Source organism: Pseudoxanthomonas sp. J31, assembly GCF_000510725.1.
In the GTDB taxonomy this organism is placed as follows: Bacteria; Pseudomonadota; Gammaproteobacteria; order Xanthomonadales; family Xanthomonadaceae; genus Pseudoxanthomonas.
On sequence record NZ_KI783312.1, the window covers coordinates 61,371 to 73,224 of the forward strand.

Annotated in this window: 14 protein-coding genes; 4 read left to right on the forward strand and 10 right to left on the reverse strand. The window is 73.0% G+C overall.

What is annotated here, in order from left to right; genetic code table 11:
• Positions 1 to 191 precede the first annotated feature (191 nt).
• Both PSEJ31_RS0114425 and PSEJ31_RS0114430 read left to right on the forward strand, forming a co-directional pair.
• Complete coding sequence (locus tag PSEJ31_RS0114425) at positions 192 to 1,052, forward strand: PhzF family phenazine biosynthesis protein (RefSeq protein WP_019398779.1); 861 nt, start codon at positions 192 to 194, stop codon at positions 1,050 to 1,052.
• Positions 1,053 to 1,086: 34 nt separating this feature from the next.
• Complete coding sequence (locus PSEJ31_RS0114430; RefSeq protein ID WP_028915856.1) at positions 1,087 to 1,968, forward strand: PhzF family phenazine biosynthesis protein; 882 nt, start codon at positions 1,087 to 1,089, stop codon at positions 1,966 to 1,968.
• A 62-nt stretch (positions 1,969 to 2,030) separates the two neighbouring features.
• Here PSEJ31_RS0114430 and PSEJ31_RS0114435 read toward each other — a convergent pair whose 3' ends face one another.
• The 10 genes from PSEJ31_RS0114435 to rlmE form a co-directional block, all read right to left on the reverse strand.
• Positions 2,031 to 2,222: a DUF2065 family protein gene (locus tag PSEJ31_RS0114435; RefSeq protein WP_232211035.1), complete on the reverse strand. Its 192-nt coding sequence runs from the start codon at positions 2,220 to 2,222 to the stop codon at positions 2,031 to 2,033.
• Positions 2,222 to 3,085 (reverse strand): protease modulator HflC, encoded by an 864-nt coding sequence (gene hflC / locus PSEJ31_RS0114440; RefSeq protein WP_019398777.1) that lies wholly within the window; start codon positions 3,083 to 3,085, stop codon positions 2,222 to 2,224. The genes PSEJ31_RS0114435 and hflC overlap by 1 nt, the downstream gene beginning before the upstream one ends.
• A complete protein-coding gene (gene hflK, locus PSEJ31_RS0114445) occupies positions 3,082 to 4,212 on the reverse strand; it encodes an FtsH protease activity modulator HflK (RefSeq protein WP_019398776.1) in 1,131 nt (376 codons plus the stop codon). The genes hflC and hflK overlap by 4 nt, the downstream gene beginning before the upstream one ends.
• Before the next feature lie 116 nt (positions 4,213 to 4,328).
• A complete protein-coding gene (hflX, locus tag PSEJ31_RS0114450) occupies positions 4,329 to 5,663 on the reverse strand; it encodes a ribosome rescue GTPase HflX (RefSeq protein ID WP_019398775.1) in 1,335 nt (444 codons plus the stop codon).
• Positions 5,664 to 5,680: 17 nt separating this feature from the next.
• A complete protein-coding gene (gene hfq / locus PSEJ31_RS0114455) occupies positions 5,681 to 5,956 on the reverse strand; it encodes an RNA chaperone Hfq (RefSeq protein ID WP_019398774.1) in 276 nt (91 codons plus the stop codon).
• Between the two features lie 71 nt (positions 5,957 to 6,027).
• The gene (miaA, locus tag PSEJ31_RS0114460) at positions 6,028 to 7,011 is read right to left on the reverse strand and encodes a tRNA (adenosine(37)-N6)-dimethylallyltransferase MiaA (protein ID WP_028915858.1); all 984 of its coding nucleotides are present in this window, start codon (positions 7,009 to 7,011) and stop codon (positions 6,028 to 6,030) included.
• Positions 7,012 to 7,019: 8 nt separating this feature from the next.
• A complete protein-coding gene (gene folP / locus PSEJ31_RS0114465; protein WP_028915859.1) occupies positions 7,020 to 7,919 on the reverse strand; it encodes a dihydropteroate synthase in 900 nt (299 codons plus the stop codon).
• Between the two features lie 28 nt (positions 7,920 to 7,947).
• The gene (locus PSEJ31_RS0114470) at positions 7,948 to 8,229 is read right to left on the reverse strand and encodes a hypothetical protein (protein ID WP_019399874.1); all 282 of its coding nucleotides are present in this window, start codon (positions 8,227 to 8,229) and stop codon (positions 7,948 to 7,950) included.
• A 3-nt stretch (positions 8,230 to 8,232) separates the two neighbouring features.
• Positions 8,233 to 10,170, reverse strand: a complete 1,938-nt coding sequence (gene ftsH / locus PSEJ31_RS0114475) for an ATP-dependent zinc metalloprotease FtsH (protein ID WP_028915860.1) — start codon at positions 10,168 to 10,170, stop codon at positions 8,233 to 8,235.
• Positions 10,171 to 10,239: 69 nt separating this feature from the next.
• A complete protein-coding gene (rlmE, locus tag PSEJ31_RS0114480) occupies positions 10,240 to 10,878 on the reverse strand; it encodes a 23S rRNA (uridine(2552)-2'-O)-methyltransferase RlmE (RefSeq protein ID WP_028915861.1) in 639 nt (212 codons plus the stop codon).
• A gap of 83 nt (positions 10,879 to 10,961) precedes the next feature.
• Here rlmE and yhbY point away from each other — a divergent pair, with 83 nt between their 5' ends.
• Both yhbY and PSEJ31_RS0114490 read left to right on the forward strand, forming a co-directional pair.
• Positions 10,962 to 11,267: a ribosome assembly RNA-binding protein YhbY gene (yhbY, locus tag PSEJ31_RS0114485; RefSeq protein WP_028915862.1), complete on the forward strand. Its 306-nt coding sequence runs from the start codon at positions 10,962 to 10,964 to the stop codon at positions 11,265 to 11,267.
• 19 nt (positions 11,268 to 11,286) lie between these two features.
• On the forward strand, positions 11,287 to 11,661 hold the full coding sequence (locus PSEJ31_RS0114490; RefSeq protein WP_019399870.1) for an Mth938-like domain-containing protein: 375 nt from the start codon (positions 11,287 to 11,289) through the stop codon (positions 11,659 to 11,661).
• Positions 11,662 to 11,854: the final 193 nt, after the last annotated feature.

The window sequence follows — 11,854 nt, forward strand, 5'->3', positions numbered from 1 at the left end:
TGAGCCGCCGATTCTAAGCGCAATCCACGCGCATCCCGGGCGTGCCGGCGCACTTCGTTGCAGCTTCCATCAGGCTGCGGGAAGCGTCACACCGGCAACCAATTCCCCGCCACGCCCGCGGCATCGCGCGCGCACTCGCGCAGGCATGCACGCTGCGCCTAACCTGCTCTTCCCCACCGAGGACGCCTGCCATGCCGACCCGCCGCTTCCTGCAGCTCGACGTGTTCGCCCATGCCCCCGGCGCCGGCAATCCGCTGGCGGTGATGCTCGACGCCGAAGGCCTGGACGAGGCGCGCATGCAGGCCTTCGCCGCCTGGACCAACCTCTCGGAGACCATCTTCTTCCTGCCACCGACCACCGCGCAGGCCGATTACCGCGTCCGCATCTTCACCCCGGTGATGGAGTTGCCGTTCGCCGGGCATCCCAGCGTGGGCGCGGCCTGGGCCGCGGTGGATGCCGGCCTGGCGCGCCCGCGCGCCGGGCGCCTGGTGCAGGAATGCGCCGCCGGCCTGCTGCCGGTGCGTGCCGACCAGGCCGGCGACGCGCTGCATCCGGCGGTGCGCAGCCCGCGTGCGCAGCGCCGCGACCTGGCCGCGCCGGACTGGCTGCTGGCGGACACGGTGTTCGGCGCGCGCCGCGGCGCGCTGCCGCCGGCGCTGTGGAACAACGGCCCGGACTGGTGGCTGCTGGAACTGGCCGATGCCGCCGCGGTGCGTGGCCTGCGGCCGGACCTGGGCGCGATCGCGGCGCTGCCGGGCAAAGGCAAGCTGGCGGTGTTCGCCCCGGGCGACGGCGAGGCCGACCTGGTGGTGCGCGCCTTCGCACCCGGCGTCGGCATCCCGGAGGACCCGGCCACCGGCAGCGTCAACGCCCTGGTCGCCGCCGCCCTGCACCGGGCCGGGCGCCTGCCCGGCCGCGGCGGCCGCTACCTGGCCAGCCAGGGCCGCGAACTGGGCCGCGATGCACGCCTGCGGCTGGAGGTCGACGGCGACGGCGAGGTCTGGGTCGGCGGCCCGGTGCAGGCGGTGATCCGCGGAACGGTGGACTGGTAATCTCGGGCGCCCTGCCCACCCCCGAGGTTCCCCGATGCCCCTGCGCCCCTTCGTCCAGGTGGACGTGTTCGCCGACCGGCCTGGCGCCGGCAACCCGCTGGCGGTGGTGCTGGACGCCACCGGCCTGGACAACGCGGCAATGCAGGCCATCGCGCGCTGGACGCGGCTGCCGGAAACCACCTTCGTGTTCCCGCCGACCCAGCCCGGCGCCAGCTATGCGCTGCGCATGTTCAGCCCGAAGCGCGAGGTGCCGTTCGCCGGCCATCCCAGCGTAGGTACCGCGCACGCGGTGCTGGAGGCCGGGCTGGCCAGGCCGGACGCGGATGGCCTGCTGCTGCAGGAGGGGGTGGCCGGGCTGCTGCCGTTGCGGGTGGAGGAATCCGGCGGCGTACGCCGCATCGCCATCCGCACCCCGCGCGCGCACCTGGTGGAAGTGGCCGACGCGCGCGGCTCGCGCATGCTCGAGGCGCTGGACTGGCTGCCCCCCGGCGAACTGCCGCCGGCGCTGATGGACGGCGGCCGCCGCTGGTGGGTGGCCGAGGCCCGCGACGAGGCCAGCCTGCGCAACGCGCAGCCGGACTGGGACGCGATCGCCGGCCTGGCCCGTGCCACCGACAGCATGGGCGTGCTGGCCTTCGCTCGCTGCGCCGGGCGCGACTACCAGGTCGCCGCGCGCGCCTTCGTCGGCGGCCCGGCGATCTTCGAGGACGCCGCGTCCGGCGCGGCCAACGCCACCCTGGCCGCATGGCTGGCGCTGCGCGACGCCCTGCCCGGCAGCGGCGGCCGCTATACCGTCAGCCAGGGCCGCGAGGTCGGCTACGACGCGCGCCTGGACATGTACGTCGACGGCGACGGCCAGGTCTGGTCCGGCGGCCAGGTGGCCAGCGTGGTGCGCGGCCAGATCGACTGGCGCTGAGCGCATCCCCGGAAACGACGCGGGCGCCCCGTGGCGCCCGCGTCATGGACCATCGAGGGCCCTCAGGCCTGCCGTACCAGCCACAGCACCGCCACGGCCACCAGCAGCACGCCCAGGCCGAAGCGCCGCAGCGCGTCGTCCGGCCGTTGCAGCAGCCGCAGCATCGCCTGCCGCCACGCGCGCGGCGCGGCGAACAGGAACAGCCCTTCGAGCACGGCGGCCAGGCACAGCGCCGGGACCAGCGTTTCCAGCATCAACGATCGCTCTTGAGGTACTGCAGGAACGGGTCGTTGCGGTCCAGCACCACCACGCCCTGGCCGTCGGCGAACGCGCGGCGGTAGGCCTCCAGGCTGCGGTAGAAGGCGTAGAACGCCGGATCGGCCGCCGCCGCCTGCGCGTACAGGCGCGCCGCCTCGGCATCGCCCTCGCCGCGCAGGCGCTGCGCGTCGCGCTCGGCCTCGGCCACGATCACCGCCTGGTCGCGGTCGGCCTGCGCGCGCACGGTGCGCGCCTGCTCCTCGCCCTCGGCGCGCAGCGCGCTGGCCACCTGCTTGCGCTCGGCGCGCATGCGGTCGTAGACCTGCTTGATCACGTCCGAATCGGTGGGCAGGTCGATCTGCTTGAGGCGGATGTCGACGATGCGCATGCCCAGGGTCAGGGCGCCGCGGTTGATGCCCTCCAGCTGGCGCTGGATGACCTCGCTGCGGTCGCCGGACACCAGCTGGGTCAGGGTACGGGCGTTGATCTCGTTGCGCAGCGAGTCCTTGATGATCGGCGCCAGGCGGTCGGCGGCGGCGCTCTCGTCGCCGCCGGTGGCGCGGTAGAACGCGCGCACGTCGTCGATGTAGCCAATGGCCACGAAGTCGACGCTGACGTCCTTGCGCTCGGAGGTCAGGTAGCGCTCCGGGGAGAAGTCGATCAGGCTGAAGCGGCGGTCGAACACGCGCGCGGTCTCGACCAGCGGCACCTTGAAGTGCAGGCCCGGGCCGATGTCGGTACGGGCCACCCGGCCCAGGTTCAGGACCAGGCCGACCTGGTCCTCGCGCACCACGAACACCGAGCCCATCAGGCCCAGCAGGCCGGCCACCGCCAGCGCGATCCACAGGGGATATTTCATCGGCTCACCTCCCCGCGCCCGGTGCGGGTCCCGTCACGGGTCCCGTCGCGCAGGTTGTCGGGACTGCTTTCGATCACCGGCAGCAAGGCCTCGCCGGCCGGCGCCGGCGCGGCGGTGCCCGCCTGCGGCTGGCTGGCGGCGTTGGCCCCCGGCATCGGCACGTAGATCAGCTGGCGGCTGTCGCCGCCGACCACCTTGCGGTTGCGCGACAGCACGTCCTGCACGGTCTCCAGCCACAGGCGCTTGCGGGTCACCTCCGGCGCGCTGCGGTACTCCTCGCGCAGCAGCGAGAAGCGGGCCACGTCGCCCTCGGCCTGGGCGATCTTGGCCGCCTTGTAGCCCTCGGCCACGGTGCGGCGGCGGGCCGCCTCGCCGCGCGCCTCGGGCACCACGCGCGCGGCGTAGGCACGCGCCTCGTTGATCAGCTGGTCCTTGATCTGCTGGGCGCTGTTGACCTCGTCGAACGCCGGCTTGACCTCCTCCGGCGGACGCGCGTCCTGCAGGTTGAGTTCGGTCACCACCAGACCGGTGCGGTAGGCGTCCAGCGAGGCCTGCAGCTGCTCGGCGGCGCTCACCGACAGCGGGCCGCGGGCGCCGAGCACGGTGTCCAGGGTGGCGCGGCCGACCTGCTCGCGGACCACGCTCTGCGCCACCTGCTCCAGCACCCGGTCGGCGTCGCGCGAGCCGAACAGGTACAGGCGCGGGTCGCCGACCCGGTACTGCACGTTCATGGCCACGTTGACGATGTTCTCGTCGCGGGTCAGCACCGGCACGGTGTTGCTGAAGGTCTTGATCTGGGTCGCGTTGACCTTGACCACGCGCTCGATCGGCCACGGCCACTTGAGGTTCGGGCCGGGCTGCATGACCCGCGCGAACTGGCCGAAGCGCAGGACCACGCCGCGCTGCTGCTCGCCCACCAGCTGGAAGCTGGTCAGCACCACCAGCAGGGCCACGGCCAGCAGGATCCAGCGGCCGATGCCACCGCCGGCGCCTCCGAACAGGTCGCGCAGCCGGTCGAAGCCGCCACCCAGGCCGTTGCCGCCACCGGAGGGGCGGCGCGGGGGCCAGGGGTTGCGGCGGTTGTTGTCGGGGGAGTCCCCACCCTTGCCGGGTGTATTCCAGACCATGAACGCTCCGAGATGAGGGGCCCTGTGGCGGTGGGGGACCGCCAGGCAGGTCGCCGTCCGATTCTAGCAAGTCGCAGGCGGACGCCCGTCCGGACGGGCCGGGCGCCGCCGGGCGCTCAGCGCCCGTCCGTCTCCCATTCCTCGCGCGCCGGCTCCGGCAGCAGCGCGCGCAGCGGCGCGCCGTCGGCGCGCGCGGCCAGGCGCTCGGCCTCGCCGCGCGGCAGGTCCACCTGCAGCAGCCAGCCGTGCTCGTCGGCGTGCTCGCCGCGGACCGCGCCCAGCGCGTGCAGGTGTGAACGCAGGCGCCCGGCGGACGGCGGCAGGCGCAATTCGCCGGCGGCGCGCTGCAGGTCCAGGCGCCGGGCCAGGGCGTCCTGCAGCAGGTCCAGGCCCAGGCCGTCGCGCGCGGAGATCCACACCCGCTCGCGGTGCCCGGGTTCGTCGGCGGCGGAGGAGGCGTGGTCGTGGCGCGGCTGCGCGCCTTCGATCCGGTCGATCTTGTTGAACACCAGCAGCTGCGGCAGCTCGCCGGCGCCGACCTCGGCCAGGACCGCGTCGACCTGGGCGATGCGCTCCTCGCGGTGCGGGTCGGCGGCGTCGACCACGTGCAGCAGCAGGTCGGCCTCGCGTGCCTCCGACAGGGTCGAGCGGAACGCGGCCACCAGTTCGTGCGGCAGGTCGCGGACGAAGCCGACGGTGTCGGCCAGCACGACGCTGCCGCCGGGCAGGGAGATGCGGCGCACGGTCGGGTCCAGGGTCGCGAACAGCTGGTCGGCGGCGTAGGCGCCGGCGCCGGTCAGGGTGTTGAACAGGGTCGACTTGCCGGCGTTGGTGTAGCCGACCAGGGCCACCCGCGGCAGTTCGCTGCGCACGCGGGCGCGGCGCATCTGCGCGTGCTGCACCTCGACCTTGTCCAGCCGCTTCTGCAACTGCTCCAGGCGCTTCTGCAGCAGGCGGCGGTCGGTTTCCAGCTGGGTTTCGCCGGGGCCGCGCAGGCCGATCGAGCCGCCGCGCTGGCGCTCCAGGTGGGTCCAGCCGCGCACCAGGCGGGTGGCCATGTGCTTGAGCTGGGCCAGCTCGACCTGCAGCTTGCCCTCGTGGCTGCGCGCGCGCTGGGCGAAGATGTCCAGGATCAGGCCGGTGCGGTCCACCACCCGGCGCTGCAGGGCGCGCTCGAGGTTGCGCTCCTGCACCGGGGTCAGCTGGTGGTTGACCAGGATCAGGTCGGCGCCGGTGGCCTCGGCCGCGGCCTTGACCTCCTCGAGCTTGCCGCTGCCGATCAGGGTCGCCGGGTTGGGCCGGTCGATGCGCGCGGTCAGCGTGGCCGCGATGCTCGCGCCGGCCGAGCGGGCGAGGTCGGCGAACTCCTCCAGCACGTCCTCGGGCGCCGCCCCGCCCGCGTGGGGCTGGATCAGCAGCGCGTGTTCACCCTTGCGGGATCGTTCGAACAATCAATGCTCCCGGGCGCTCATGCGCCCTCGTCGCCGTCCTCTCCACCCTCGGCCGGCTGCTGCACGTATCCGCCGCCGGGGCCAACCCGGACGTTGCGCGACGGAACCACGGTGGAAATGGCGTGCTTGTAGACCATCTGGCTCACGGTGCTGCGCAACAGCACCACGAACTGGTCGAAGGATTCGATCGTACCCTGCAGCTTGATCCCGTTGACCAGGTAGACCGAGACCGGAACGCGCTCGCGGCGCAAGGCGTTCAGGAACGGGTCCTGCAGTGACTGCCCCTTGGACATCTGGCTCCCCTTATTCCTTTTTGTTGTTGTGGGTGGTGGTTCCGTGGACCTCCCCGGGTCCAGGGGGCATGTTACACAAGCGGGGTGCCGGCGTCCGGCCAGTCGCGGCCGGTGAACCGCGCCACCGTCGCGCGCAGGCGTGACGGGTCCTGGCGGGGGTCGAACCAGAGCGTGTCCAGCTCGCCGCGCAGCCAGGTCAGCTGGCGCTTGGCCAGCTGCCGGGTGGCGAAGATCGCGCGGTCGCGGAAGCCGGCGGCATCGCCCTGCCCGTCCAGGAATTCCCAGGCCTGGCGGTAGCCCACGGCGCGCAGCGCCGGCAGGTCCAGCGGCGCCGGGTGGTCGCGCAGCCGCGGCAGCGCGCGCAGGCGCCGCACCTCGTCGAGGAACCCGGCGGCCAGCATCGCATCGAAGCGTGCGGCGATGCGCGCGTGCAGTTCGGCACGGCTGTCCGGGGCCAGCACCAGCTTCAGCACCTTCAACGGCAGCCGCGGCGGCGGCGGGTCGCGCTGCCAGGCGCTGATCGGCCGGCCGCTGACCCGGTACACCTCCAGCGCGCGCTGGATGCGCTGGGCGTCGCCGGGACGGATGCGCGCGCCGGCATGCGGGTCGACCGCGGCCAGTTCGGCATGCAGCGCCGGCCAGCCACGCGCCTCGGCCTCGGCCGCGATCGCGGCGCGCACCTGCGGGTCGGCCGGCGGCATCGCCGCCAGTCCGCGCAGCAGGGCCTGGAAGTACAGGCCGGTGCCGCCGGCCAGCACCGGCAGGCGCCCGCGCGCGGCGATGCCGAGCACCGCGGCGCGCGCGTCCTCGGCGAACTCGGCCGCCGAATACGGCTGCCACGGCTCGCGCACGTCGATCAGGTGGTGCGGCACGCCGGCGCGCTCGGCCGCGTCCGGCTTGGCCGCGCCGATGTCCAGGCCGCGATAGACCAGGGCCGAGTCGACGCTGACGATCTCCCCGTCCAGGCGCCGCGCCAGCTCGACCGCGAACGCGGTCTTGCCCGAGGCGGTCGGGCCCATCACCGCGATCGCCAGGGGCCGGGTGTCGGCAGGCATCGCCCGGGTCAGTCCTCGTCCGGCCAGCGGATCCCCGCCGGCGCCGGATCCTTGCGCGGGGCCGGCACCGCGGCCACCGCCTCCCACACCTTCAGCGCGTCGACCGTGGCGGCCACGTCGTGCACGCGCACGATGCGCGCGCCGCGCTGGGCCGCGACCAGGTGCGCGGCGACCGAGCCGGCCACGCGCTCGGCCGGGACCTGGCGCCCGGTCAGCGCGCCGATGGTGCGCTTGCGCGAGATGCCCGCCAGCACCGGCACGCCCAGGCTGGTGAAGCGTTCCAGCTGCGCCAGCAGGGCCAGGTTGTGGCCGTCGTCCTTGCCGAAGCCGAAGCCCGGGTCGACCACCAGGCGCGCGCGCGCGATGCCGGCCAGCTCGGCGGCGAAGATGCGGTCGGCCAGGTAGCGGTGGACCTCGGCGACCACGTCGTCGTAATGCGGCGCTTCCTGCATCGAGCGCGGCTCGCCGCGCATGTGCATCAGCACCACCGGAACGCCCAGCGCCGCGGCCGCGTCCAGCGCGCCCTCGCGCTCCAGCGCGCAGATGTCGTTGATCATGCCGGCGCCGGCGGCCACCGCCGCGCGCATCACCTCCGGCTTGGAGGTATCGATGCTGATCGGCACTGCCGTGCGCGCCGCCAGGCCCTCGACCACCGGGATCACCCGGCGCAGCTCCTCCTCGACGGAGACGCCTTCCGAACCCGGACGGGTGGACTCGCCGCCCACGTCCAGCAGGTCCGCCCCCTCTTCCACCAGCTTCAGGCCGTGGGCGATGGCGGCCCCGGCGTCGGCATGCGCGCCGCCGTCGGAGAACGAGTCCGGGGTGACGTTGACGATGCCCATGACCCGGGTACGGTCGAGGGACAGGATGCGTCCGGCGCAGTCCAGCCGGGGCGATGTGTCGAACATGGCGATGTCCCCTGGTGCGGCGCGCCGCCTAGCGGTCGTCGCCGAAGATCGCGGCGTCGACCCGGGCGGCGCGGCGCCGCGCGTACAGGCCGAAGCCGAAGGCCAATGCCGCGACCACCAGGCTGGCGCCGACCAGCACCAGTGGCAGCCGGCCCAGCGCGTAGAACAGGGTGGTCACGGAGAGCACGGTCGAGGCCCCGGCGAAGGCGCCGGCGCCGACGTTGCGCCACGGGTTGCGGACGTAATAGCTCGGCCGGGGCTTTTCCGCCCCGGCCGGGTCGCGACGCGGCTCGGGCGGAATCCCGGCCATGCCTCAGGTCTGGGTCGCCGGGCCGCCGACCGGCGGCAGCGGACGCGGATCGCCGCCCTTGTCGCCGCCATCCTTGCCCGAGCGGCTCCAACCGGCCGGCGGCGGCGGCTCGCGGCCTTCCATGATCGCGTCGATCTGCGGGCCGTCGATGGTCTCGTACTGCAGCAGGGCCTGCGACATCGCGTGCAGCTTGTCGATGTTCTCGCTGAGGATCTTCCTGGTCCGCGCGTAGGCCTTGTCCAGGATCGAGCGCACGACCTCGTCGATCTTGCGCGCGGTCTCGTCGGACACGTTCTTGTGCTGGGTCACCGAGCGGCCGAGGAACACCTCGTCCTCCTCCTCGCCGTAGGCGATCGGGCCCATCTCGTCGCTCAGGCCCCACTTGGTGACCATGTTGCGCGCCATCTTGGTCGCGCGCTCGATGTCGTTGGAGGCGCCGGTGGTGACCTTGTCCTCGCCGAAGATCAGCTCCTCGGCCACGCGCCCGCCGTACAGCGAGCACAGCTGCGACTCGATCGCCACGCGGTTCATCGAGTAGCGGTCGCCCTCGGGCAGGTACATGGTCACGCCCAGGGCGCGGCCGCGCGGGATGATGGTGACCTTGTAGACCGGGTCGTGTTCGGGCACCAGGCGGCCGACGATGGCGTGGCCGGCCTCGTGGTACGCGGTCAGGCGCTTCTCTTCCTCGCTCATGGCCATCGAGCGGCGCTCGGCGCCCATCAGGATCTTGTCGCGCGCGCGGTCGAAGTGGTCCATGCGCACTTCCTTCGCGTTCTCGCGCGCGGCGAACAGGGCCGCCTCGTTGCACAGGTTGGCCAGGTCGGCGCCGGAGAAGCCCGGGGTGCCGCGCGCGATCACCAGCGGCTCGACGTCGTCGGCCAGCGGCAGCTTGCGCATGTGCACCTTGAGGATCTGCTCGCGGCCCTTCACGTCCGGCAGGCCGACCACCACCTGGCGGTCGAAGCGGCCCGGGCGCAGCAGCGCCGGGTCGAGCACGTCGGGGCGGTTGGTCGCGGCGATCACGATCACGCCCTCGCCGCCCTCGAAGCCGTCCATCTCCACCAGCAGCTGGTTGAGGGTCTGCTCGCGCTCGTCGTGGCCGCCGCCCAGGCCGGCGCCGCGGTGGCGGCCGACCGCGTCGATCTCGTCGATGAAGATGATGCAGGGGGCGTGCTTCTTGGCCTGCTCGAACATGTCGCGCACGCGGCTGGCGCCCACGCCCACGAACATCTCCACGAAGTCCGAGCCGGAGATCGAGAAGAACGGCACCCGCGCCTCGCCGGCGATGGCCTTGGCCAGCAGGGTCTTGCCGGTGCCCGGCGGGCCGACCATCAGCACGCCGCGCGGGATCTTGCCGCCCAGGCGCTGGAACTTGGACGGGTCGCGCAGGAACTCGACCAGCTCGGCGACCTCCTCCTTGGCCTCGTCGCAGCCGGCCACGTCGGCGAAGGTGACCTTGACCTGGTCCTCGCCCTGCAGCTTGGCGCGCGACTTGCCGAAGGACATGGCGCCCTTGGCGCCGCCTCCGCCGCCCTGCATCTGCCGCATCATGAAGATCCAGAAGCCGATCAGCAGCAGCACCGGCAGGAAGTTCAGCACGATGCCCCAGAAGCCCGGTCCGGTGGACGGCTTCTCGCGCACGATGTCCACGTTCTTGCTGACCAGCTGGTCGATCAGCTTGCCGTCCATCGGCCCGACCACCTGGCCCTCGGTGCCGTCGGTGCGGCGGTAGCGGATGGCGTTGGCGGTGAAGGTGCTCTCGTCGGTGAACACCACCGAGCGGATGCGGCCGGCGTCCACGTCCTGCAGGAAGCGGGTGTAGCTGGGGGTCTCGCCCGCGGCCACGGTGCCGCCGCCGCGCGGCGAAAGGCTCTGGAAGACCACCATCAGCACGACGGCGACGACCACCCAAAGCAGCAGATTCTTGGTCAAGTCGTTCATCCTCATCGGCTCCGGTGTCCCGTTCTTTCCTGCATGTCCTGAAAAATTGCCGCCGGCGTCCGGGCCAGCTTACTTCATCTGTGCCAGCTTGCCCTGGCCGAGGGCATAGACTTCCGGCGAACGCTTGCGCGAGGCCGCCGGCTTGCGGATCGCCACCTTGGCGTAGCGGCGCCGCAGCTGGCGCACGTAGTCGTCGAATCCCACCCCCTGGAACAGCTTGATCAGGAAGGCGCCGCCGGGGCGCAGGTGGTTGTCGGCGAAGTCCAGCGCCAGCTCGGCCAGGTACATGGCCCGCGGCTGGTCGACCGCGTCCACGCCACTCATATTGGGGGCCATGTCCGAAAGGACAAGATCCACGGGCTGGCCGTCCAGCAGCGTCTCCAGCTGGGATAAGACGGCATCCTCCCTGAAATCCCCATGAAGGAACTCGACCCCGGCCAGGGGCGGCATCTCCAGGATGTCCAGGGCCACGACCCGGCCGCTGTCGCCCAGGGCCTGGCGCACGTACTGCGACCAGCCGCCCGGGGCGGCGCCGAGGTCGACCACGACCATGCCCGGCCGCAGCAGGCGGTCGCGCTCCAGCAGCTCCTCGAGCTTGTAGGCGGCGCGCGAACGCAGGCCCTCGGCCTGGGCCTTCTTCACGTAGGGATCGGAGAAGTGCTCGCGGAGCCAGCGGTGGCTGCTCTTGCTGCGGGAGCTGCGTGACATGCGATGGGAAGCCGGGCGCGCTGCCCGCGGCGTGACGGGTCGCCATGATACCCTGATCCGCCCGCAAGCCCCTCCGCATCCGCATGTCCGTTGCCCTTACCCCTGCCCAGACCCGTTTCCTCCGTGGCCAGGCCCACAGCCTCAAGGCCCTGATGCAGGTGGGCGGCAAGGGCATCACCCCGGCCCTGGTGGCCGAGCTGGACCAGGTCCTGGAGCGGCACGAGCTGGTCAAGGTGAAGGTCGGCGCCGAGGACCGCGAGGCCCGCGACGCGATGATCGCCGAGCTGGCCGGCCAGACCGGGGCCGCCCTGGTGCAGCGCATCGGGCATACCGTCACGCTGTACCGCCCGTCGAAGGAAGCGCCCGCGATCGTGCTGCCGCGCGCGTAAGCGGCGCCAGGAGCCGTCCATGCAGCTGAGCCACGAACGCCCGGATTACGGGTTCGTCCTGCGCGGGGCCGACGCCACCAGCGCCCGCGTGAACGACCAGGTGCTGACCCGCAGCTTCGCCATCGCCCCGGACCGCCTGCTGGAGGACTGGGACGCCCCGGCCTCGGCCGCCGCCCTGGAGCCGGCCCACCTCGCGCCCCTGCTGGCCCTGGAGCCGGAACTGGTGGTGCTGGGCACGGGCGCACGCCAGGTCTTTCCCCCGGCCGCGGCCCTGGCCGCCTGCCTGACCCGCGGCATCGGCATCGAGGCCATGGACAACGCCGCCGCCGCCCGCACCTACAACGTGCTGGCCGGCGAGGGCCGCCGCGTGGTGGTGGCCATGCTGCTGGGCTGAACCGGGCGCACGCGGCTGGCGGGCACGAACGGCCCGCGACGGATCACACGAGGCTGGATCCGGGACGCAGTGCGCCTGGCTTTCAGCCCACCCAAGCCTCGTCCTGCGCCCCCCTGAAGCCACTGGGTCCCGGCTTTCGCCGGGACGACGGAGCCTGCCGGGCCGGGGATCCGCCCCTGCGTGCCAGCTGCGC

Excerpts from the sequence above, each read along its gene's own strand:
- PSEJ31_RS0114425 (WP_019398779.1), top strand. The coding sequence starts at position 192 with ATGCCGACCCGCCGCTTCCTGCAGCTCGACGTGTTCGCCCATGCCCCC.
- PSEJ31_RS0114430 (WP_028915856.1), top strand. The coding sequence starts at position 1,087 with ATGCCCCTGCGCCCCTTCGTCCAGGTGGACGTGTTCGCCGACCGGCCT.
- PSEJ31_RS0114435 (WP_232211035.1), bottom strand. The coding sequence starts at position 2,222 with ATGCTGGAAACGCTGGTCCCGGCGCTGTGCCTGGCCGCCGTGCTCGAA.
- hflC (WP_019398777.1), bottom strand. The coding sequence starts at position 3,085 with ATGAAATATCCCCTGTGGATCGCGCTGGCGGTGGCCGGCCTGCTGGGC.
- hflK (WP_019398776.1), bottom strand. The coding sequence starts at position 4,212 with ATGGTCTGGAATACACCCGGCAAGGGTGGGGACTCCCCCGACAACAAC.
- hfq (WP_019398774.1), bottom strand. The coding sequence starts at position 5,956 with ATGTCCAAGGGGCAGTCACTGCAGGACCCGTTCCTGAACGCCTTGCGC.
- miaA (WP_028915858.1), bottom strand. The coding sequence starts at position 7,011 with ATGCCTGCCGACACCCGGCCCCTGGCGATCGCGGTGATGGGCCCGACC.
- folP (WP_028915859.1), bottom strand. The coding sequence starts at position 7,919 with ATGTTCGACACATCGCCCCGGCTGGACTGCGCCGGACGCATCCTGTCC.
- PSEJ31_RS0114470 (WP_019399874.1), bottom strand. The coding sequence starts at position 8,229 with ATGGCCGGGATTCCGCCCGAGCCGCGTCGCGACCCGGCCGGGGCGGAA.
- ftsH (WP_028915860.1), bottom strand. The coding sequence starts at position 10,170 with ATGAACGACTTGACCAAGAATCTGCTGCTTTGGGTGGTCGTCGCCGTC.
- rlmE (WP_028915861.1), bottom strand. The coding sequence starts at position 10,878 with ATGTCACGCAGCTCCCGCAGCAAGAGCAGCCACCGCTGGCTCCGCGAG.
- yhbY (WP_028915862.1), top strand. The coding sequence starts at position 10,962 with ATGTCCGTTGCCCTTACCCCTGCCCAGACCCGTTTCCTCCGTGGCCAG.
- PSEJ31_RS0114490 (WP_019399870.1), top strand. The coding sequence starts at position 11,287 with ATGCAGCTGAGCCACGAACGCCCGGATTACGGGTTCGTCCTGCGCGGG.